The sequence below is a fragment of the Streptomyces sp. NPDC003379 genome (assembly GCF_053589195.1).
On the sequence record NZ_JBSFRK010000003.1, the window covers coordinates 123,349 to 144,314 of the forward strand.

Genomic DNA, 20,966 nt, shown 5'->3' on the forward strand with positions numbered 1-20,966 from the left:
GACACTCCTCAGTACGTTGCGACAGGTGACGCCGGGCGGGGCCGCGGGGTTGAGGGGAGAGACCGTCGTCCCCGCACGGTGTCGGAGGATCACGGGATCAGGACGACCTTGCCGACCGTCTCGCGGTTCTGCAGGGCCCGGTGCGCCGCCGCCGCGTCCCGCAGCGGGAAGCGCGTCACCGCGGGCACCAGGCGCCCGGCGGCGGCCTCCGCGATGGCGCGGTCCTGCGCGGCACGCAGCCCGCCGGGCACCTTCAGCAGGCGAGGCCCGAGCGCGACCGTGACCTCCAGCAGTCGGTCGAAGAGGTCCTGGGCGTTCAGCTCGGTGACCGACCCGACCGACCACGCGCCGATGTGGCCGTGGACTACGACGACCCGCGGGTGGCCGAGCCGAGCGCCCGCACCCGTTCCACCTTCTCCGGGCCGCCGGCGGCTCCCACCACCGTCGCGCCCGCGTTCCTCGCGGCCTGCACGAGGAGCGTTCCGACGCCGCCCGCCGCGGCCGTCACCAGGACCACGTCGTCCGCGGTGAACCCGGCCAGATGCTCGATCGCCAGCGCGGTCCGCCCGGTGCCCACCATCGCGACGGCGATGTCGAAGGCCACCTCGTCCGGCAGCGGGTGCAGCGCCTCGACCTCACGTACGGCGAACTCGGCGTACCCGGCGTTCACCAGGCCCAGGTGCGCGGCGACCCGCCGCCCGAGCCAGGACTCGTCGACGCCGTCACCGACCGCGTCGATCACCCCCGCGACCTCGCGGCCCACGATCAGCGGCAACTCCGGCAGAGCGAAGGGCAGTTGGTCGGCTGCGCCCTCGCGCAGCGCCGTGTCGAGCAGATGGACCCCGGCGGCCTTGACGGCGATCCGCACCTGGCGGGGCCCCGGCACCGGCTCGGGGGCCTCCTCGTACGTGAGGTTCTCGGCGGGCCCGAAGGTGTGCAGACGTATGGCGCGCATGACGGTCAACTCCTGGTGGATGAAGAGCGGCTGGTGTCAGGCGGCGTAGGGGCGGACGGCCTTGCCCTCGCGCAGCGTGTGGCCCCACCAGGCGAGCTGGTCGAGCATCGTCTTGGCGGCGGACACCGGGCCCGTCGGGTCGCAGAGGGCACCGGACTCGTCGAAGCAGCTCCATACGCCGTGGAAGCTGACGGTGTCGCGCACCGTCACCGCGTGCAGCTCGGCGAAGACCTGCCGCAGCTGCTCGACGGCGCGCAGGCCGCCCGCCATCCCGCCGTAGCTGACGAACCCCACCGGCTTGGCGCGCCACTCCGAGTAGTGCCAGTCGATCGCGGTCTTCAGCGTCGCGGGGAAGCTGTGGTTGTACTCCGGCGTGATCACCACGAACGCGTCGGCCGCGTCGATCCGCGGGGTGATCCCGGAGACCTCCGGTCCGCGCTGTTCCGACAGCTCGTCCGGCAGCCGCGCGTCGACCAGGTCGATGACGTCCACGTCGAGGTCGCCGCGTTGGGCGGCCTGACCGGTGAACCAGTCGGCGACGGTGGGCGCGAAGCGGCCCTCGCGGGTGCTGGCGACGATGACGGCCACCTTCAGGCGTTCGTCGCGCTGGGTCCGGGTCTGGTTCTGGGTCCGGGTCTGCTGGATGTTGTTGCTCATGTCTGCCTCCTCGGCTCGGTGGTGCGGGTTGCTTCCGACACCGATGAAGCTACGAACACCTGCCCGGTCACCGCCTCTGTCGCGCGACCGGGTTCGGTACCTGCGCAGGGACTAGGTCGACCGGTGGAGCACACCCCAGTCATCCGACAGAGGCGGCGACACGCTCACTCTCCGTACCGTCGCCCCCATGACGAACGCAGCCGCAACGAAGCCCGTCGACACCGCAGTTGACACGCCCCGATGGGGCCCGGTCTTCGTGATCGCCCTGGCCATGCTGATGGTCACCCTGGAGATGAGCCTGTCGGCGGTCACCTTGCCCTCCATCGGCCAGGAACTGGACGTCGGCAGCGGGGCGGCGAAGTGGGTGATCCTCGCCTACGCCCTTCCCACCGCGGCGCTCGCCATCCCCGCGGGACGCTGGGCGGACCGCGCGGACACCAGGCTCGTCTTCCGCGCGGCGGTCGCGGCCGTCGGCCTGACCGGCGTCCTCGCGGCCCTCACGCCGTCCTTCTGGGTCCTTCTGACCGCCCGTGTCCTGCAGGGCGCGTCGGGCGCGATGGTCGTCGCCATCTACATGCCGGTGGTCGCGGCGAGTGTCCCGGCGAAGCTGCGCGGCCGGGCCCTCGGGTACGTCGCCACGATCATGCCGCTCGGTTCGATGGCCGGGTCCTCGCTGGGCGGCTTCGTCGCCGAGGCGTACGGCTGGCGGCCGGTGTTCCTCGTCAAGATCCCGGTGCTGGTGGTGGTGTGGTGGTTCGGTTCGCGGATGCTGCCGCGCGGGCGCGGCGGGCTGCCGGTGCCCGACCGGACCCTGCTGACCGACGTCCTGGTGCTCGGTGGCGCGGTCACCGCGCTGCTGCTCGCCTTCGACCGGGTCGAGAACGGTTCGGCGTACGTCGCCGGGGCGCTGGCGGTCGGCGCTGCCGGGCTCGCGGCGGTGTGGACGCGGCTGCGGTCGTCGAAGCCGATCGTCGCCCTCGTCAGGCGGCCCGCGTTCGGTCTTCCGCTGCTGTCCCTCCAGTTGACCGGCACGTTCATCGGGCTCTCGCTCTTTCTGCTGCCGTTCTTCGTCGCCGACGTCCTGCACGCGGGCGCCGAACTCATGGGCCTCGCCATGATCTTCTTCGTGGGCGGGGTCGCCGCGGGGTCACCGCTGAGCGGTCGGCTCATGGACCGGTATCCGCCCCACCTGATCGCCGGGTTCGGCGGCGCTTTCACCCTCGCCGGGCTGCTCTCGACCCTGGCCCTGGACGAGCACGCGGGGCTCGCGGACCTGTCCTGGCGGCTCGCGCTCATCGGCTTCGGGCAGGGTGTGTTCGGCGCTCCCAACAACACGGCGATGCTGTCCGCCACCCCGGCCGACATGATCGGCACGGGCGGCGGCGTGGGGGCGACGGTGCGCACCCTGGCGTTCACGGTGGGCCCGGCGGTCGCGTCCCTCGCGTACGGCCTCGGCGGGGGAGGGGCCGAGGGATTCCGTACCGGTGTGGTCGTGCTCGCCGTACTGCAAGTGGGCGGGCTGCTGGCGGTGGCGGCGGGCTGGGCGGCGTCCCGAGCGGCGGCCGACCCCACCGGACGGGCCGCGTCGGCCGAGCCGGTGGCGCGGGTCTGACGCGCTGCCGGTGCGCCCTGAGGCCCCTGTGTGTGCCGGGGCCCGGAACGGAGGCGAGGCCTCCGGCCCACCCCCGTGTACGCCGGGGCGCGCCCGGGCAGGTAGCCCCGGACGGCCACGGCGGAACAGGCCCCTGGAACAGGCCCCTGGAACACGCCCACGGAACACGCCCACGAAACATGCCAGCGACGGAACGGGACCCGCGGCGGGACAGGCCCGGACAGGGGCGGGCCAGGCAGCGGCACCGGAGCAGGAGGAGTCGGACACCATGGCACACGAGATGGCCCACGACACGGCCCACAACATGGCCCAGGGCACGGCCCACGACACGGCCCACGACTGGGAGTTCGCCGACGACCGGAACCACCTGGTGAGGGCCCCACGCCGCCCGGCCCGGCTGGTCGCCTACGTGCCGACGGCCGCCGCCCTGCACGACCACGGCATACGCTCCACCGGCGTCTTCGGCTCCGCGCACGACGACCCGGCCGTACCGGATCCCGCCAAGTCCGGCAGCCTCCCCCTCGCGGACCTCACCTACTTCGGGGCGGGCTCCGCGCTCGATGTGGACGCACTCCTCACCGCGGAGCCCGACCTGGTCGTCGCGCTCACCTACGGCGGCGGTCAGGTCTACGGCATCGACCCGGAGGCCGCCAAGCACCTGGAGGAGCGGGTCCCCCTCGCCGTGCTCGACGTCGGCCGGGGCCGCAGCCTCGCCGGGATCAGGGACCGCCTCACCGCGCTCGCCCGCAGCCTCGGCGCCCCCGAGCAGCCCGAGGCGGACGCCGAACTCGCCGCCGCCGAGCTCCGGTTGAGCGAGGCGACGGCCGGCGCGGCGCGGCCGCGTGTGCTCGCGCTCTCCCCGGCCGGCCCCGACTCCGTCCACCTGGCGAGGCCCTACGCCTGGCCCGACCTCGCCGCGCTCGCCGACCTCGGCGTCGCCCTCGTGGACCCCGCTCCCGGGCAGGGCGCCAACTGGTCCACGACCGGCTGGGCCGAGGCGGCCGCGCTCGACCCGGACCTCCTGCTCACCGACGTACGCTCCAACGCGGCCGAACTCGGTGACGCACTGGGGCGCGGCGTCCGGACCCTGCCCTGGAACCCCGAACTGCCGCCCAGCGCACGGGAACACGCCCACTTCTGCGCGATGCTCACCGAAGCGCTGGATGACGTACGGTCCGGTCGGGCCGAGCGGTAATTGACGTGCGGCCGGTCCGCTCGGCGTGGTAACTCCACCTGTCATGGGAGATCTGGAGACAGCCCGGCTCGTCCTGCACCCGATGAGCGCCGAGGAGGCGCGCCGCGTGGTGGCGGGCACGCCCGGGGACGGGGAGCGGTGGGGACCCGGCTACCCCACCGACGGCGACGTGGAATCGGCCAACGACTTCCTCGGCCACTGCGCGCGGACCGGCGATCCGCAGCCCTTCGGCGACTACGAGATACGTGAGCGCGAGAGCGGCCGCGTCATCGGCAGCCTCGGCTTCAACCGGCCCCCGGACGCCGAGGGCACCGTCACGATCGGATACGGCCTGATCCCCGAGGCCCGCGGCAAGGGCTACGCCGTCGAGGCCCTGCGCGAACTGCTGCGGCTGGCCCGGGCCCGCGGCATCACGTGCGTGAAGGGCGACGCGGACCTCGACAACGCCGCCTCACAGCGCGTCATGGCCTCGGCCGGCATGCGCTGCGTCGGAGCCGACGAGCGCGTGAAGTACTTCGAGAGCACCTGGTAGCGGGGACACGGACGCCAGGTAGTGGTGCAGATGGCCCGCGCCCTCCAGCATCGCCCGGCCGACTCCCACACCGGGAATCGGTGGTGCTGGTTCCGTGTCGGCCGGAGCCCGGTATCGGCTACGGGCAGTAGTGATCTTCAATTCAAGGCGCCGGGGCAGAGCGTCCGGCCGGTGGCGCGGGCGACGGTGCGGCCGAGCACGCTGATGATGACGGCGGGACGCAGGCGGGCCCGACGTGAGGCGCTCAGCCTTCCTCGGCGCGGCGGGCGCGCAGCGTCCGTACCTTGTGGAGGTTGCCGCAGTGCTCCATCGCGCACCAGCGGCGGCGGCCGGGGCGGGAGGTGTCGACGTAGACCAGGTGGCAGTTGTCGGACGCGCACACGCGGACACGGTGCGCGTACGGCCCCGTCAGCAGCTCGACGGCGTCGCGCGCGACGGTGGAGAGCAGCGCGGTTCCGTCGGCGGCCCCCGCCCAGCACCGCTCGCCGTCCGGTCCCACACGGGGGACCAGCGGCGGGTGCGCGGCCGCCTCGTTGAGGGTGGCGAGGTCGGCCGGGACGGGGGCCTCGCCCAGGGCGCGGGCGGTCGTCACACGGAACAGCGCGTCACGCAGCGCCCGGGCTTCGGCCACGTCGGCCTCGGACACCTCCAGGGCGGGGACCGGCGTCAGCCGCGACCGCTCGGCCCAGGCGGCCAGATCACCGGGCGCGTGGAGCACCTCGTACCGACGGAACTCGCCGGGGCCGCCGGTGGTCAGCAGCTCCAGGCAGAGCGCGCCCGGATCGAAGCGGTAGGTGGCGCCGCTGTGGGCGCGCATCAGGATGCCGGGGGACGCGGACGGTTCCATGTAACCAGAATAAGTGGTTACGTGGGCCGGGGCCGTGCGACGGCCCCGGCCGCGCTCGTTGTCTCCCCCTCCGTCTCCGTGCGGCGCCGCGTGGCTCGCGTATCGCGGTGAACTCGTCGAGGGCGACGGCGTACGTCTCACGGGCGTCCGCGTAACGCCCGGCGGTACAGGACGTTGCCGCGCATCTTGTGGTTGTAGGCCAGCGCGCTCGCCTGGTCCATGGTCCGGCAGACCGCCTCGGCCTCGGAGAGCAGCGCCAGGGCACGGTCCGGTTCGCCCCGCAAGGACAGTACGTCGGCCACGCCCCGCAGCGACGACGCGCGGCCCCGCGCGTCGTCCGCGTCGGTGGCGATCCGCACGGACTCCTCGAACGGCTCAGGGCCTTGGCGTGCTCGCCGGTGTTGCGGCGCATCTGCGCCATGCCGGTCATCGCCCAGACCATGTGCCGGGCCTCGCCGTGCGCCCGCCCCTGTTCGAACAGCTCCTCGTGGAGCGCGGCGACGGCGGCGTAATCGCCCTGGATGCGCCCCGTCTCGGCGAGGCCCGCGAGCGCGTAGCCGTGCGCGAGGCGGTCGCCGCTGCCGGACGCCAGCGCGACGGAGTGGGAGAGCAGCCGCCGGGCGAGTGGCAGCGCCCCGCCCTGCCGGGCGAGGGTGCCGCCGCTCCACAGCGCCCAGGCCATGGCTGCGGCGTCCCCCGCGTCATCGGCACGGCAGAGCGCGCGGCCGGCCGTGGCGAGCACGTCCTCGTAGGACAGCTCGCCCTGGTACTCCGGGGCGACTGCCTTGACGTACATGGAGGGCTACGGACACCGCCCGCGTCAACCTCGCGGCGTAGGGGCTCGGGGCGGTCGGGCCGCGGACCTCAGGAAGCGCTCGGCCACCAGGCGCAACGCTCCCCATGGGATGGTTTGCGCGCGTGTTGGCCCGGCCGCCGCACGGTCGTGCCCGCGGCGGGGCATAAGCCCTTCGTGCCGGGCTGATCGCTCGCATAGGCTGAGTGGATGAGCATTCTGGATGACGCCCGCGCGGGCATGAACCCCGAGGTCCGGCCGCAGGACGACCTCTTCGGGCACGTCAACGGCCACTGGCTGGACACCGAGAAGATCCCCGAGGACCGCTCCAGCTGGGGCCCCTTCGTGCAGCTGGCCGACACGGCCGAAGAGCAGGTCAAGGAGATCATCCAGGAACTGGCGCAGTCCCCGGACGGGGAGGGCGCCTCCGCCGACGAGGCCCGGAAGATCGCCGCGCTGTACGCCTCCTTCATGGACGAGGAGACCATCGCCGCCCGTGGGCTCGCCCCCGCGCGGCCGCTGATCGACGAGGTCGCGGGCCTGCGGGACACCCGTGAGCTCGCGGCGTTCCTCGGCCGCTTCGAGCGCGTCGGCGGCTCGGGGCTGTTCGGTTCGTACATCGACTCGGACGACCGCGACTCCGACCGCTATCTCTTCAACATCCTCCAGGGTGGCCTCGGGCTGCCCGACGAGTCGTACTACCGCGACGACAAGTTCGCCGAGATCCGTAAGAAGTACGTCGCCCACCTCACCGAACTCCTCGCGCTCGGCGAGCACGCCGCCCCCGAGGCCGCCGCGAAGACGGTGCTCGCGCTGGAGACGAGGCTCGCCGCCGGTCACTGGGAGCGCGCCGAGACCCGTGACGTGCTGAAGACCTACAACCTCACGACCCTGGACGAGCTCCTCGCGCTGGCCCCGGAGTTCGACTGGCGCGGCTTCGTCGAGGGCCTCGGCGGCTCGGACGCCACCATCGCGGAGACCTGCGTCCGCCAGCCGTCCTATCTCTCCCACCTCTCCACGGTCCTCGCCGAGGTGCCGATCGAGCAGTGGCGCGACTGGGCGCTGACGCGGGTGCTGCGCGCCTGCGCGCCGTACCTCTCCGATGAGTTCGTGCGGACCAACTTCGAGTTCTACGGCCGTACTCTCAACGGGACGCCCGAGCTGCGCGCCCGCTGGAAGCGCGCCGTCTCCCTCGTCGAGGGCGCCATGGGCGAGGCCGTCGGCAAGGAGTACGTCGCGCGGCACTTCCCGCCGTCGTCCAAGGCGATGATGGACGACCTCGTCGCCAACCTCCTGGAGGCCTACCGCCAGTCGATCGCCCGCCTGGACTGGATGACGGACGAGACCAAGGCGCGGGCGTACGAGAAGCTCGCCACGTTCCGTCCCAAGATCGGGTACCCGGACACCTTCCGCGACTACTCGGCGCTCCAGGTCAGCGCCGACGACCTGCTCGGCAACGCGCAGGCGGCGGCCGCGTTCGAGTCGGACCGGCAGCTCGCCAAGATCGGCAAGCCGGTCGACCGCGACGAGTGGTTCATGCTGCCGCAGACGGTCAACGCGTACTACAACCCGGGCACCAACGAGATCTGCTTCCCCGCGGGCATCCTGCAGACGCCGTTCTTCTCGCCCGACGCCGACCCCGCGGAGAACTACGGCGGCATCGGCGCGGTCATCGGCCACGAGATCGGCCACGGCTTCGACGACCAGGGCGCGCAGTACGACGGCGCGGGCAACCTCAACGACTGGTGGACCGCCGCCGACAAGACCGCGTTCGAGGCCAAGTCGAAGGCGCTCATCAAGCAGTACGACGCCTTCTCGCCCCGCAACCTCCCCGGCGAGTTCGTCAACGGCTCGCTGACGGTCGGCGAGAACATCGGCGACCTCGGCGGCCTCACCATCGGGCACACCGCGTACCTCATCGCGCTCGACGGGGCGCCGATGCCGCAGAGCGACGAGGGCACCGGCTCGCAGCGGCTCTTCAAGAACTGGGCGTACTGCTGGCGCACCAAGCGCCGCAAGGAGCAGGAGCAGCAGTACCTCACGATCGACCCGCACTCGCCGCCGGAGTTCCGCGCCAACATCGTCCGCAACCTCGACGAGTTCCACGAGGCGTTCGGCACGGTGGAGGGCGACGGCCTGTGGCTGGACCCGGCGGAGCGCGTCCGCATCTGGTGAGTCCTCCGGTCATCCGCCCGTGACGGGACACGGCGCGGCGGTGAGTTCGGTCTGTTTCCCGGCGGTCGGGGTGAGGTCGTGGCGGATGTACCACTCCGTGGAGAGGAGCCGCTCGCGGTCCTCCGGCGCAAGGGCGGCGATCAGGCCGGGTGCGGCGCCCCGCTCCACCTCGCTGCGGTGGGCCAGCACGGCGGCCGTCTTCCGGTCCAGCCACGGGCCCACGTCGACGGCCGCGGTGACCCACGTGTCCGGGACACTGTGCACCGCCTTGCGCACACCGACCACAGCACTCAACGCCGCCACCGCCGAGTGCGGGTGCGTGGCCAGATAGAGGGCGTGCGGCCGCCAGGGGGCGCCGGCCTCTGGGTAGAGCTGCTCCAGCCCGGCCGCCTGTGCGGCGAGCACGGTCAGCCGGTGGGTGTGGACGTGGTCCGGGTGGCCGGTCAGCCCTCCGTAGGCGTCATGGGTGACCACGATCTCCGGGCGGACCTCCCGGACATGCGCCACGAGCCGCCCCACCGCCTCGTCCAGCGGCGCGTCGCACAGCCGCGCCTCGCCCGGGGCCGATTCCGGTACGCGCGCGTCGGCGTAGCCGAGCAGGCGTGGCTCACCCGCGCCGAGGATCCGCACCGCCTCCGCCAGCTCCGCCGCGCGCCGGGTGCCCGCGGCCCAGGTCGCCGTCACGACCGCGGTGCGGGCGCCCGCCGCGGCGTGCCGGGCGAGCACTCCGCCGGCCGCCAGGGATTCGTCGTCGGGGTGAGCGAAGACCGCGAGCAGGCTGGGTGCCGTCATCGATGTGTCACACCTTCCGGTACGGGGGCTGGACGGTGTCCGCCCTCAGTGTCGCGCGGGCGAGGCTGCGCACGGCGGCCGGCAGCGCGTGCGCGAGGAAATCGGCGTTTCGCTCACCGCGGGCCTCGGTGAGCAGAGTGGTGAGTTCGGCGTGCCACAGCGTGGAGGTGTTTGCGGTAGGGGCTGCCGCTGCCCGCGCTCTCCAGGGCGAGCATGAGGGGCCGCGTGGCGCCCGTCACCCCTTCCCGGCGCCCCGCGCCCCCGCCACCTTCTCCTCCCGCGCCGTCAGCGGGACGCCGAGCGGGCGGGCCAGGCCCACGATGCCCTCGTCCAGGCGCTGCAGATGCCGCAGCACGCGGAACGCCACCGAGCCGGTGCGCAGTACGTCCTGGCGGCCGCTGTCCAGCATCGAGGCGATGCTGGCGCCCGACTCGATCTCGCCGACGGGCTCCTCGTCGCGTACGTGCGCGGCGATCAGATCGATGTTGTGCGTGATGCGCCGCCCCGCGAGCGCCAGGCGCGCGTCGGCCGCCACGCTCTTGCTGGAGGGCACCAACTCGGCCGTCGCCGCGAGCGAACGCGCGTGGTAGGCGGAGGTCTCCAGGAGCGCCACCACATAGCGGGCGTTCTGCCGCCGTGCCCGCAGCGGGGCGATCGGATGGGTCAACGGCTTCGTGGAGCTGCGCAGATCGTCCAGCGCCGTGTCCAGGTCCCGCGCCAGGTCCACGAGATCGACCGCGGGGCCGCCGCTGAGCTGCGCCACCGCCGCCGATACGACGTCCCGGAGGCGGGCGAGGACGGTGCCCAGCTCCTCGTCGGTACGGTGCGACGTACGCACCGGAAGGACGAGGACCGCCGCGATGATCCCGCAGGCCGCGCCGAGCGCCGTCTCCTCGACGCGCAGCACCAGGACGTCGAGGCTGTAGGTGTTGAGGAGGGTGTAGAGCAGACCCAGCATCGCCGTGACGAAGAAGGACATCAGGGCGTACGACAGCGGCGCGGTGAAGAACATCCCGAAGACGCAGAGGAGGACCAGGGCGAACGCGATCCACGTGTGGTTGCCGACCGCTCCGGCCAGCGCCACCCCGGCCACCACGCCGAGCACCGTACCGAGCAGACGGCGGTAGCCCTTGACGAGGATCTCGCCGGTGGACGCGGTGTTGAGGAAGACGACCCAGCAGGTCAGCACGGCCCAGTACCAGCGCTGCGTGGACAGGAACTCGCCCCCGACGATGGCCAGCGCCGAGCCCACCGACACCTGCACCGCGGCCCTGGTCGTGGGGCGGCGCAGCCCGCTCGGCTCCTCCTCGGCCGCCTCCACCGCCTCGCCGGAGATCGAGATCTCCTCCGCCTCGAACTCCTCGCGGGAGCGGGCCGCTTCGGGGGTGTCGTACTCCTCGTCCCGGGAACCGGCCACCGCCAGGCGCAGGCCCAGGATGGCGCGCGCCGCCTCGCCGACCGCGCGGAAGCAGTCCTGGATCGCGGGCGAGCCCTGCGGCAGGCCCCGCTCCTCGCGGTAGCCGAGCAGCCTGTTGCGTACGTAGGGCAGCGCCGTGCCTCGGTCGTCGGGCACCAGGCGCACCACGAGCAGGTGCAGGGCCCGCAGGTCCCTGCGCAGCGCCGTGCCCGCGTCCTGCGCGATCCGCGCGCGCGGCGGCATGGGCGCGGACGCGTTCGGCAGATGCAGCGTGAGCGTGTCCACGCGCTCGGCGCTGCGGGCGTTGAGGAGCAGGACGCCCAGGCGCTCGGCGGCGATCTCGGCGTCGGCGATCCTCCGCTGGAGCAGGGCCGCAGCCGAGGCGTCGCTGGTGCCTTCTTCGAGGCGGCCCTGGATCATCAGCGCGGCCTCGTGCAGCCGGGCGGTGCTGCGCCGCAGATCGCCGAGGACCTTGTCCACGTCCTCGGCGTCGGCTTCGAGCAGTTCGATCTGATGGGCGACGAGCTGGGCGAGCCGGGCGCGGAACGCCTCGCGCAGCCGCGCCAGGGTGCGTTCGGGCGTCTCCGGCACCAGGGCGAACCGCGCGGCCGCGCTGCACACGAAGGCGATGGTCAGGGTCAGGCAGAGCTCGGGCAGGGCCGGGACGGACGCGCTCACGAAGAGCGAGACGAAGTAGACCTGGAAGCCGATCAGACCGAGCGCGGTGCCCCGGTCGCCGAACCGGCGCGAGTACACCGCCCCGAAGATCAGCATCACGAAGAAGACGTCACCGGCGATCACCCGCGAGTTGAGCAGCGCTCCCAGGGATATCGCGGCGAGCGCCACGGGCAGGCCGAGCGCCAGCGTGATGGCCTGGCCGCGCACCTCCTTCTCCTGGATCGCGAACGTGGCGACCATCGCCGTCATCGCGCCCGCGACGAGATGCGTCACCGAGGTGTCGACGAGGGCGAGCGCGGCGAGCGTGAGAAGGATCGCCCCGACCGTGCGCAACCCCGCCATGAGCCGCAGGAGTCCGGGGTCGGACGCCGAGAACCGGTCCCAGACGCCCTTCGCTGTCCTTCGTACCACTGCCATCGCGATGCCGTACTCCCCGCTGCTCTCTCGGTGCCTCTGGGCTCGTTCTCCAGCATCGCACGACGGTGATCGTAGAGATCAAGGCTGGTGGGAGGCCTGTTGCCGCTCCCTCGCGGCAGCCCGTGGACGCGCCGCGCCCGCCATCGAGTAGGGTTTCGCTCCCGCCACTTGAGGAGGCACCGTGTCGCCGACGGACCGTACGTCGCAGGGGAGCCCGGCATGACGGCGCGCTTGGCGGTCGGTGACACCGTCGAAGACTTCACGCTGCCGGACGAGACCGGCAGCCCGCGCCGGCTCTCCGAACTCCTCGAAGACGGCCCCGTGGTGCTGTTCTTCTACCCGGCGGCCCTCACTCCCGGCTGTACGGCCGAGGCCTGCCACTTCCGTGACCTGGCCGCCGAGTTCACCGCGGCCGGCGCGCGGCCGGTGGGGATCAGCGCCGACGCGGTCGAACGCCAGCGGGAGTTCACCCAGCGGCACACCCTCGGCTTCCCGCTGCTCTCGGATCCCGAGGGCGTGGTGCGCGACCGGTTCGGCGTGACCCGAGGCTTCTCCCTGGCGCCGACGAAGCGCGTCACGTTCGTCATCGGCCAGGACCGCGCGGTCGCCGCAGTGGTCCGCAGTGAACTGCGCATGAGCGCGCACGCGGACCGCGCCCTTACGGCCGTGCGCCGCCTCAAGGAGAGCACGCCCTGAAGCAAGGCACGGCGGCGAGGCCCAGCTCGCGGGTGACACGGGCCAGGGAGCGGTCGCGCTGCCGCTCGTACAGTGCGAAGGGGTCGAGCACCTCCCGGTCCATGGCGCCGGAGAGCCGTTCGGCGTCGTACGCGCTGCCCTCCAGGGCGCCGTCCCTGGAACCTGTGTCGCTCAGGTTCGACTGGAAGATCCCGGCGGCGGAGCGGGGCAGGAAGTCCTCGTACACGATCGGCTCGGCCCGCACCCGGCCGTCCCGCAGGAGCGCGCCGATGTCGGAGGGCGGACGGCTGTCCCTCGGGCGGGTGCCGGGAATCACGTGGTACGTGAAGAAGCCGAGCCCGCGCTCCGCCAACCCCTGTTCCGTCGGCGGCAGGTGCTCCGCCCACACGGCACGGGCGATGTCACCCCGCTCGGCGGGTGGCCGGCCCGCGGCCCGCTCGTCGACGAGGCCGAGCAGCCGATCGTACAGGGCGCGGCCCTCGCGGGTCAGCGCGATACCGCGGGCCTCGACCTCGCCGAAGCGCACCCGCAGCGCGCCGCGGGTCACGGTGCCGTCCGCCGCGCGCAGGGCCCGCGGTTCGGCGAGCGCCCGGAAGGACGTCTGGCGCAGCAGGACGTCCGGCCCCTCCCAGCGGGGCGGCCCCTGGATGGTGTCGATCATCTCGACGCCGCGCTCGGTCATCCGCCGGTAGAGCTCGTCGATGTCCAGGACGCGCGGGGTGAGGTGGTTGATGTGCGTGCTGCGTACGCCGCCGATGTCCGCGGCGACGGCGGAGACCCGCTCCAGGGCGGCGTACCAGTCCCGGTCGATGGGTTCCGCCGACAACTCGAACGCCCGCACGGCCAGAGCGAGGAAGCGCTCGGCGTCCGCCTCGGGCAGCTCCCGCTCGGCCTCGGCCCGGTCGGCCAGGGCCAGCAGCTCCGGCGCGAACAGCTCACGCCCGGCGAGGAACGCCGTCAGCCGCGAGCGCAGGTCCGCGTCGAAGAAGCGGGGATCGGAGACGGTGAGCATGGAGGTGAAGACCCGGAACGGATTCCGGTCCAGCTCGTCCTCCGTCACCGGTCGGAACGCGGTCGATACGACGGGCAGCGCGCTGCCCGCGGTGTCGCGCAGGTCGTAGAAGCCGACGGGGCGCATGCCGAGGGCGCCGAAGACGCGGGCGACCTGCCGCAGCTCCCGCAGCGTGCCGACCCGGATGGCGCCGTGCCGTTCGGCGGTGACCCGGCCGATGGAGCCGAGGCGCTCGGCGTCGGCTCCCCGCGCGCGCAGGACGTCCTCGTTGACCTCGTGGGAGACGTCCACGAGCGTGGTGTAGGCGGGGACTTCACGCCCGTACATCCAAGAGAGCCGCGCGGCGAACGCGGCGCGCAGCTGCCACTGCCCGATCATCGACAGTTCGTCCTTCCGGTACGGGGCCGCGCCCCTTTGGGTGGGGGTTCACACCACGTGGGCCTCGGGGCGGCTCTCGTATCCGGCGTGGAAGCGGTCCGCGCCGAGCGGGGTGACATCGACGTACGGCCGTCGCCCCAGGTGCAGATCGCGGACGATCTCGCCCACGGCGGGCGCCTGTAGGAACCCGTGCCCGGAGAACCCGGTGGCGTAGAGGAAGTTGGGCACGGTGGCGGAGCGGCCGATCAGCGCGTTGTGGTCCGGCGTGACCTCGTACAGACCCGCCCAGCCGCCGGTCGTCTCCATGTCGGCGAGGGCGGGCGCCCGTCGCCGCACGGCCTCGCGGAAGAGGTCGAGCCACTCCGGCGTCCACGTGGTGTCGAAGCCCTCCGCCTGGCGGGGATCGGCGAGGCCGAGCAGCAGCCCGTCGTCGCTGTTGTGGAAGTACGCCGACGACGAGAAGTCGATGGTGAAGGGAGTGCGCGGCGCGGCGGGCACGAGCGGCGCGGTGAACGCGAGTTGACGCTTCAGCGGGCGCACCGGCAGCTCGACGCCCGCCATGGAGCCGATCCGCGCCGACCAGGCGCCCGCGGCGCACACCACCGTCGCGCAGGAGATCCGGCCGCGGTCGGTGTGCACGGCCGTGACGCGGTCCCCGGCCGTGTCCATGCCGGTGACGGCGGTGTGCGTCGCGAAGACGACACCGGACCGGGCCGCGGCGCGCGCGTACCCCTGGACGACGAGGGCGGGACGCGCGTGGCCGTCGGCGGGGGAGTAGGCGGCGGCGAGCAGCCCTTCGGTGCTGAGGTAGGGGCAGAGCGCTCGGGCCTCCGCGGGGCCGATCATGCGGCTGGGGACGCCGAGCCCGTTCTGGACGCGTACGCCGGTCTCGAACTCCGCGACCTGTCGCGGGTCGGTCAGCAGGAACAGATAGCCGACGGTGTCGAGTCCGATGGCGGCGCCGGGGCGGCGCGGGAAGTCCTGGAAGGCGCGCAGGCTCCGGTGGCCCAGCTCGATGTTGAGCGGATCGGAGAACTGCGCCCGCACTCCGCCGATCGGTTTGCCCGAACTGCCGCAGCCCAGCGTGGAGCGCTCGACGACGACGATGTCCCGTACGCCCGCTTCGGCGAGATGGAAGGCGATGCTCGCGCCCATCACCCCGCCGCCGACGATCACGACCTCGGCGGTGGAGGGGAGGGTGCGGAAGACGGACCGGGGCTCGGGCGGAGGCTCGGACTGGGGCTCGGGCGGGGGTGCTGAGGAGGCCAAGGGGCCGCTCCCTTCCCAGGTGGCCGGCCTGGGCTGTCTCGGGTGCCGGGAAACGCGGGCCGGCTGTCTGCCCCGCCATGGTGCGCCCTGTCGCCGCCGACGTCCACGAATGGCGCGCCTTCGCCGCCGCCGTTGTCCAGGAACGGTCGCCGCGGCCGACTCATGACGATCCCTTACCTGTGCGGTGGGCCCGGCGCCCGGTCCAGGACCCGCCGGCCTCGCGGTGCGGCCGGAACCTGCCGTCGTCCTGCCCGACGCCACAGCGTGAACGCCGCCATGGCCACCAACAGGTAGACGAACACGAGGAGTTCCAGCCCCGGCGACGACAGCTCCGCGTGCCAGCCCGCGCCGCGCCGGTCACCTTCGTACACGACCCGGTTGACGGTCAGGAACGCCAGATGGGCGCCGATGCCGACGCACAGCGGGGCGCGCCGCACCGCCGTACGGGCGGTGACGAGCATCAGGCCGAACACCGTCAGCAGGACCAGATAGCCGACCGGATCCTGCCCGCCCGGCGCGAGCCCGACGGGCCCGGCCTCGCGGCCGACGAGGTGTGCGGTCGCCGCCCCCACCACCGTTGAGACGCCGGGCACGACCAGGAACACGGCCGTCGTGCCCAGTGCCGCGCCCAGGCCGCCGAAGCGCCTCCGCAGCGACGTCCACGCGTAGCCGCGCAGCGTCGTCTCCTCCGGCAGAGCCTCCAGAAGCAGCGCGACCACGCCGTTCGTCACCACGTACCCGGCGAGCGTCCACAGATCGGGCCGCGACCACCGCAGCATCCCGGCGGCCGTCCCCGCGCCCAGCACGAGCGCCCCGGACCCCACGATCACCGCGGCCCCGAACAGCAGGGCCCGCAGATTCTCGCCCGGCCCGCCGAACCCCAGGTCCTTGAGCGAGCCGCCCCGGCGGCGCAGCGCGAGCACCACCAGCGGCACGGCCACCGCGCTGACCAGCGCGGCCGGAACCAGCCTCGCCACGAAGCCGCCCGCCCCGAGGGCGTCGGCCACCACCGGGCCCAGCTCGGTGCCGGCGCCCAGCGCCGAACCCATGACGAGGCCGCCGGCCAGAGCGCGTCCCAGCGCTCCGGTGAGTGAGGCGCCGGGGAAATGGGGGTGAAGGCCTGTCATGTGTCTTTCTCCTCGCGGGACCCGTCGCGACAGGTGTGTTTCCTCCCATCGTCGGCGCCGTCGCGATCACTGGAGTCGTAGCCGCGGATGAAATGGGGCTACACCCTTCGATGCAGGAGAGAGGCGGGTCGGACGCGGGAGAGGCGCAGGTCGCACGCGGGGCCGCATCACATCGGGGGAGTGGCGGGCGCGGGCCCGAGCGTGGTCGTGCCGGGCGCGGCCCGGTGGCCGAGCCCCGTGCGGTACGCGTCCATGGCCGCCTCCACCCGTCCCGTACGGCGCAGCAGATCCCCGAGGAGACGGCAGAGGTCCGCGAGGTCCCCCGCGGCGCTCGACCGTTCGAGCAGGGACAGCGCCGCGCAGTAGTGCTCCTCGGCGCCCTCCGTGTCGCCCCGCTCCTCGGCGATGAGCCCGAGCAGCCGATGCGCGCCGCCCGCGTGCACCGCGCCCCGCCCGGCCCCGAGCGCCCCCGTGCCCTCACCCGCGCTGCCCGCTTCGCCGCCGGAGGCCGGCAGGGGCCCGGAGGTCAGCAGGGGCCGCAGCAGGGCCTCCGCCTCGGCGGCCCTGCCGCGCCGCCGCAGCACGTCCGCCAGCTCCACCTCGACCTGCTCGGTGAAGAGCGCGGCCCGCTTGGAGGCGAGGATGGAGCGGGCCGTGCGCAGCTCGCTCTCGGCGTGCTCCAGGTCGCCGTCCTGGGCGTGTACGTAGCCGCGCATCCAGTGGCAGTGGGCGAGTTCGGTGCGGATGTGCAGCTGGCGGTAGAGCTCCTGGGCCTTGGCGAGCGACGCGTCCGCCTCCGCGATGCGGCCCTCGGCGATGAGCGTGCGGGCGACTCCGCGGTGCATGCCCGCGACCAGCGCCGGATCGTTCACGCGCGGGGCGAGCGCGAGCGCCAGCTCGGCGGCGTGCGCGGCACGGGCGTGCGCGCCCATGTCCATGTAGGGCGCGATGGACGCCGTGTAGAGGAGCAGCAGGGACTCCGGGTCGTGCAGGCCCGCGGCGTCGAGCTCGTCGAGGGTGCTCTCCAGGAGGTAACAGGCGTACCGCAGCTCGCCGGTGAGCAGATGGGCGGTGGCCCGGCCCCGGATGGCCGGGACCCGCCGCGGCAGCGGCTCGTCGGCGAGCAGCCGCTCGACGGCGGCGAAACAGTCGCGGGCGCCCGTGAGTTCACCCGACTCCAGCAGACAGTCGCCGAGGCCGAGCAGCGCGGCCGCCTGCTCCTCGGCGAGCGCGTGCGCGACGGCTTCCTCGTGCAGGGCGCGAAAGAGCGTGGCCGCGTCCTCGGGTACGCCGGTGGCGAGGGCGCGCCGGGCGTCGGTCAGGCGCAGACGCAGGCCGGCGGCCAGCTCGGCGGGACGGCCCGTGGCCAGCTCCTCGTGACTGACGCCGAGGCGCTCGGCCAGGTGGCGCAGCGCGGCCTCGGAGGGGCGGACCTTGCCCGATTCGAGAGTGGAGACGTACGCGGGTGTGTAGGCGGGCTCGGCCAACTGGCGCTGCGTGAGCCCGCGTTCGCGGCGCAGACGCAGGACGCGCCGCCCGATCTCGGCCGGGTCGTCGGACCGTACGCCGTCGGAACTGTTCTGCGTCGCCACTACTGGCCTCTCCCTGCGTCGCGCCCGGGGCACATGGCGGCGTGAACACGCCCGCGGCGGTGAACACGCCCGTCTCACAAGCAACTTGACGCGCGGCCATTGCCTGGCGCCCCAGGAGCCTCTACGTTGAGCCGCGCCTTAACCCCGCTTAACTCGCCATTTATATCGCGTACATCGCGCACTTCGGAAGGATGCCCATGCCCCCCACGCACCGAATATCCGGCCGGGTCGGACGCACGCCGCTGCGCGCCGCCCTCGCCGCCGGGATCGCCCTCACCGCGGGGCTCGCCGCCACCGCCCCGGCCGGCACGGCCACGGCGGCGGGCCCGGACCCGGACCGGCGGTCCCGGACCCAGAGCGTCGAGTACTTCACCGGCGCCGGAGGCCACCCCCGGCACACCGAGGTCCCGGCGGCCGAGCCGCTCACCGCGAAGGAGCGCGCCACGATCAAGGGAGACGGAGACGTCGTCCCGATCGTGCAGGCCGGACCCACCGCCTCCAAGCTCGACGTCGTCTTCATCGGCGACGGCTACACCGCCTCCCAGCAGGGGGACTTCCACGCCGACGTGCGCGCCAAGTGGGCGAAGGTCGCCGCCGTCGAGCCGTACGCCTCGTACAAGAGCCTCTTCAACGTCTGGGCCGTCGACGCGGTGTCCCGGCAGTCCGGCGTCTCCGGCGACCCGGCGAGCGGCACCGTCAAGGACACCGCGCTCGGTTCGGCCTTCTTCTGCGACGGCATCGAGCGTCTGCTGTGCGTGGACACCAACAAGGTCGAGTCGTACGCGAAGAAGGCCGCGGACCCCGACCTCGTCATCGTCCTCGCCAACTCCACCAAGTACGGCGGCGCGGGCTACAACGACATCACCTCGCCGTCCGGCTACGACGGCATCGCGACCGCCTCCTCCGACAACGCCCGGTCCGACCAGGTCGTCGTCCACGAGACGGGCCACTCGCTGGGCAAGCTGGCCGACGAGTACTGGTACGACGAGTACGGCACCTACACCGGCGCCGAACCCTGGGAGACGAACACCAGCAAGCTCACTGCCGCCCAGCTGACCGCCCAGAAGAAGAAGTGGTACCGGTGGATCGGCCGGACCTCGCCGGACGGCGGCACCGTCGGCGCGTACGAGGGCGGCGGCTACTACCCGCGCGGCCTCTACCGGCCCACCACCAACTCGATCATGCGTACGCTCGGCCGCGAGTTCAACCTGCCCGGGCGCGAGGCCATGATCGCCGGTTTCCACCGGCACGCGTCCGTCGTCACCGCCGTCACGCCCACGGACCGCGCGGTGCGGCGCGACGCGAAGGTGGGCGTGCGGGTGGCGGAGGGCGTCCGGCTGCGCTGGTCCGTCGACGGCCGCGAGGTCGGGCGGGCCAGGGGCGACACCGTGGTGAGCCCGCGCGCCCTCGGCGTCCCCGCCGACGGACGTACGCACACGCTCTCGGTCCGCGCCACCGACCCGACCGACGCGGTCCGCGACCCGGAGCTGCGCTCCCTGCTGACCGACACGCTCACGTGGCAGGTGGCACGCTGACCGGCGCCTTCGGGGGCGGAGTTACGGCGCCCCGGGTAGTCATCGGCGGTTCCCCCGGCGCGAGACGAGATCGAAGCGCCGGGTGGGCCGCCGCTGGCGAAAGGGGGGGTACAGCCCCTGGAACGCCGCCTCAGGCATCGGCGGCAGACATCCCGCAGACGCGCCGCCACCTCCCTAGGTGACCTGCTCCACCTCGCCCCGCTCTCCCTGGAGCGGCACGCCCGTGCGGCCCGGGGCGCTCGACTCGCGTACGACGAGTGTCGGCGCGAGCCGTATCGCCCGCTGGGGACCGGCTTCGTCGCCGGACAGGCGTAGGTCCAGCAGGCGCGCAGCTTCGGCGGCCAGCTCGGGGACCGGCTGGCGGACCGTGGTGACGCCCGGCGCGGACAGCGCCGCCATCGGGATGTCGTCGAAGCCGGTGACGACCACCTCGCCCGGCACGTCCACGCCGAGCTGCTGGAGCCGCTGCAGCGCCCCGATCGCGATGAGGTCGTTGGCGCAGACCAGGGCGTCGGGACGGGCGCTCCACACCTCGTCGACCGCGGCCCGCCCCCACTCCACGGAGAAGTCGCCGAGGGCCACCCGCTCCGGGGCGCAGGGATCGAGCGCGCCCACCCCGGCCGCGTAGGCCATACGCCGCTCGGCGGCGGCCGAGGCCGTCCCGGCCGCCCCGATGAAGCAGACGCGGCGGCGCCCGGTGGCGGCCAGATGATCGAGGACGAGGGCCATGCCCGCGGTGTTGTCGACGGCGACGGAGTCCGCGACGCCGGGCCCGCACCCGCGGTCCATCAGGACGAGCGGCACCCGGGCGGCGGCGGCGGCCACCGCCTCCCGGCTGCGGTCCTCGTGCGCCGGGATCACCAGAAGCGCGTCGACCCGCCGGCTCAGCAGGTCGGCCACGTACTCCGCCTCGGCCACCGGATCGTCGTCGCAGTCGGCGAGCAGCACGGCACGCCCGTCGGCATGCAGGGCGTGCGTCAACTCCCGCACAAGCGCGGGATAGAAGGGGTTCGTGATCTGCGGCAGGACGAGGCCGACCGTGCCCGTGGAGCGGCCGCGCAGCGCCCGGGCCGCGTGATTGGGCCGGTAGCCGAGCGCGTCGGCGGCCTCGCGGACCCGGCGCGCGGTCTCGGCGCCGACGGGGCGCGTACCCGCGAGGGCCCGGGAGACCGTGGCGACGGAGCAGCCCGACACCCGGGCCACATCTCTCAGCGTTACGTCGGCCACGCCGCGCCCCCCTTCGACAGTCGCCAAATTTCGGCAAACGTTATCAGCGGGTGTTCGTCA

The 20,966-nt window shown here is 73.4% G+C and carries 15 protein-coding genes and 2 pseudogenes; 6 read left to right on the forward strand and 11 right to left on the reverse strand.

Annotated features, from left to right (window positions below):
* Window positions 1-89: 89 nt before the first annotated feature.
* Together ACWDVB_RS04470 and ACWDVB_RS04475 are read right to left on the reverse strand one after the other, a co-directional pair.
* Window positions 90-955 (reverse strand): annotated as a pseudogene (locus ACWDVB_RS04470) (alcohol dehydrogenase catalytic domain-containing protein).
* A gap of 36 nt (window positions 956-991) precedes the next feature.
* Entirely contained in the window at window positions 992-1,612 is a 621-nt protein-coding gene (locus tag ACWDVB_RS04475; RefSeq protein ID WP_451513941.1) for an NADPH-dependent FMN reductase, read from the reverse strand.
* A 187-nt stretch (window positions 1,613-1,799) separates the two neighbouring features.
* Here ACWDVB_RS04475 and ACWDVB_RS04480 point away from each other — a divergent pair, with 187 nt between their 5' ends.
* From ACWDVB_RS04480 to ACWDVB_RS04490, 3 genes are all read left to right on the forward strand, one after another.
* A complete protein-coding gene (locus tag ACWDVB_RS04480; protein ID WP_451513940.1) occupies window positions 1,800-3,224 on the forward strand; it encodes an MFS transporter in 1,425 nt (474 codons plus the stop codon).
* Between the two features lie 304 nt (window positions 3,225-3,528).
* Window positions 3,529-4,419 carry an ABC transporter substrate-binding protein gene (locus ACWDVB_RS04485; protein WP_451514042.1) on the forward strand — a complete coding sequence of 297 codons (891 nt, stop codon included), beginning with the start codon at window positions 3,529-3,531 and terminating at the stop codon, window positions 4,417-4,419.
* A 43-nt stretch (window positions 4,420-4,462) separates the two neighbouring features.
* Window positions 4,463-4,951, forward strand: a complete 489-nt coding sequence (locus ACWDVB_RS04490) for a GNAT family N-acetyltransferase (RefSeq protein WP_451513939.1) — start codon at window positions 4,463-4,465, stop codon at window positions 4,949-4,951.
* 244 nt (window positions 4,952-5,195) lie between these two features.
* On the opposite strand, the gene ACWDVB_RS04495 is transcribed toward ACWDVB_RS04490, so the two are convergent.
* Together ACWDVB_RS04495 and ACWDVB_RS04500 are read right to left on the reverse strand one after the other, a co-directional pair.
* A complete protein-coding gene (locus ACWDVB_RS04495) occupies window positions 5,196-5,798 on the reverse strand; it encodes a CGNR zinc finger domain-containing protein (protein WP_451513938.1) in 603 nt (200 codons plus the stop codon).
* 52 nt (window positions 5,799-5,850) lie between these two features.
* Window positions 5,851-6,594, reverse strand: a pseudogene (locus ACWDVB_RS04500) (tetratricopeptide repeat protein); the annotation flags it as partial.
* A gap of 207 nt (window positions 6,595-6,801) precedes the next feature.
* On the opposite strand from ACWDVB_RS04500, the gene ACWDVB_RS04505 reads away from it, so the two are divergent.
* Window positions 6,802-8,766, forward strand: coding sequence for a M13 family metallopeptidase (locus ACWDVB_RS04505; protein ID WP_451513937.1), 1,965 nt, complete (start codon window positions 6,802-6,804; stop codon window positions 8,764-8,766).
* 9 nt (window positions 8,767-8,775) lie between these two features.
* Here ACWDVB_RS04505 and ACWDVB_RS04510 read toward each other — a convergent pair whose 3' ends face one another.
* Complete coding sequence (locus ACWDVB_RS04510; protein WP_451513936.1) at window positions 8,776-9,558, reverse strand: PIG-L deacetylase family protein; 783 nt, start codon at window positions 9,556-9,558, stop codon at window positions 8,776-8,778.
* Window positions 9,559-9,793: 235 nt separating this feature from the next.
* Entirely contained in the window at window positions 9,794-12,070 is a 2,277-nt protein-coding gene (locus ACWDVB_RS04515) for an FUSC family protein (RefSeq protein WP_451513935.1), read from the reverse strand.
* Between the two features lie 219 nt (window positions 12,071-12,289).
* On the opposite strand from ACWDVB_RS04515, the gene ACWDVB_RS04520 reads away from it, so the two are divergent.
* Entirely contained in the window at window positions 12,290-12,766 is a 477-nt protein-coding gene (locus ACWDVB_RS04520; RefSeq protein ID WP_451513934.1) for a peroxiredoxin, read from the forward strand.
* Here the strand turns inward: ACWDVB_RS04520 and hglS are convergent.
* The 4 genes from hglS to ACWDVB_RS04540 all read right to left on the reverse strand — a co-directional run bounded on the left by hglS (window position 12,747) and on the right by ACWDVB_RS04540 (window position 18,144).
* On the reverse strand, window positions 12,747-14,156 hold the full coding sequence (hglS, locus tag ACWDVB_RS04525; protein ID WP_451513933.1) for a 2-oxoadipate dioxygenase/decarboxylase: 1,410 nt from the start codon (window positions 14,154-14,156) through the stop codon (window positions 12,747-12,749). The genes ACWDVB_RS04520 and hglS overlap by 20 nt on opposite strands.
* Window positions 14,157-14,204: 48 nt before the next feature.
* On the reverse strand, window positions 14,205-15,425 hold the full coding sequence (locus ACWDVB_RS04530) for an NAD(P)/FAD-dependent oxidoreductase (RefSeq protein WP_451513932.1): 1,221 nt from the start codon (window positions 15,423-15,425) through the stop codon (window positions 14,205-14,207).
* A gap of 173 nt (window positions 15,426-15,598) precedes the next feature.
* Entirely contained in the window at window positions 15,599-16,552 is a 954-nt protein-coding gene (locus ACWDVB_RS04535; protein ID WP_451513931.1) for a CPBP family glutamic-type intramembrane protease, read from the reverse strand.
* 167 nt (window positions 16,553-16,719) lie between these two features.
* Complete coding sequence (locus ACWDVB_RS04540; protein WP_451513930.1) at window positions 16,720-18,144, reverse strand: helix-turn-helix domain-containing protein; 1,425 nt, start codon at window positions 18,142-18,144, stop codon at window positions 16,720-16,722.
* Between the two features lie 197 nt (window positions 18,145-18,341).
* Here ACWDVB_RS04540 and ACWDVB_RS04545 point away from each other — a divergent pair, with 197 nt between their 5' ends.
* The gene (locus tag ACWDVB_RS04545) at window positions 18,342-19,679 is read left to right on the forward strand and encodes a M64 family metallopeptidase (RefSeq protein WP_451513929.1); all 1,338 of its coding nucleotides are present in this window, start codon (window positions 18,342-18,344) and stop codon (window positions 19,677-19,679) included.
* A 174-nt stretch (window positions 19,680-19,853) separates the two neighbouring features.
* On the opposite strand, the gene ACWDVB_RS04550 is transcribed toward ACWDVB_RS04545, so the two are convergent.
* The gene (locus tag ACWDVB_RS04550) at window positions 19,854-20,906 is read right to left on the reverse strand and encodes a LacI family DNA-binding transcriptional regulator (protein WP_451513928.1); all 1,053 of its coding nucleotides are present in this window, start codon (window positions 20,904-20,906) and stop codon (window positions 19,854-19,856) included.
* Between the last annotated feature and the right edge of the window lie 60 nt (window positions 20,907-20,966).

What these genes read in the sequence shown, in the direction of transcription:
- ACWDVB_RS04475 (WP_451513941.1), bottom strand. Translation starts at nt 1,612, where the DNA reads ATGAGCAACAACATCCAGCAGACCCGGACCCAGAACCAGACCCGGACC.
- ACWDVB_RS04480 (WP_451513940.1), top strand. Translation starts at nt 1,800, where the DNA reads ATGACGAACGCAGCCGCAACGAAGCCCGTCGACACCGCAGTTGACACG.
- ACWDVB_RS04485 (WP_451514042.1), top strand. Translation starts at nt 3,529, where the DNA reads ATGGCCCAGGGCACGGCCCACGACACGGCCCACGACTGGGAGTTCGCC.
- ACWDVB_RS04490 (WP_451513939.1), top strand. Translation starts at nt 4,463, where the DNA reads ATGGGAGATCTGGAGACAGCCCGGCTCGTCCTGCACCCGATGAGCGCC.
- ACWDVB_RS04495 (WP_451513938.1), bottom strand. Translation starts at nt 5,798, where the DNA reads ATGGAACCGTCCGCGTCCCCCGGCATCCTGATGCGCGCCCACAGCGGC.
- ACWDVB_RS04505 (WP_451513937.1), top strand. Translation starts at nt 6,802, where the DNA reads ATGAGCATTCTGGATGACGCCCGCGCGGGCATGAACCCCGAGGTCCGG.
- ACWDVB_RS04510 (WP_451513936.1), bottom strand. Translation starts at nt 9,558, where the DNA reads ATGACGGCACCCAGCCTGCTCGCGGTCTTCGCTCACCCCGACGACGAA.
- ACWDVB_RS04515 (WP_451513935.1), bottom strand. Translation starts at nt 12,070, where the DNA reads ATGGCAGTGGTACGAAGGACAGCGAAGGGCGTCTGGGACCGGTTCTCG.
- ACWDVB_RS04520 (WP_451513934.1), top strand. Translation starts at nt 12,290, where the DNA reads ATGACGGCGCGCTTGGCGGTCGGTGACACCGTCGAAGACTTCACGCTG.
- hglS (WP_451513933.1), bottom strand. Translation starts at nt 14,156, where the DNA reads ATGATCGGGCAGTGGCAGCTGCGCGCCGCGTTCGCCGCGCGGCTCTCT.
- ACWDVB_RS04535 (WP_451513931.1), bottom strand. Translation starts at nt 16,552, where the DNA reads ATGACAGGCCTTCACCCCCATTTCCCCGGCGCCTCACTCACCGGAGCG.
- ACWDVB_RS04545 (WP_451513929.1), top strand. Translation starts at nt 18,342, where the DNA reads ATGCCCCCCACGCACCGAATATCCGGCCGGGTCGGACGCACGCCGCTG.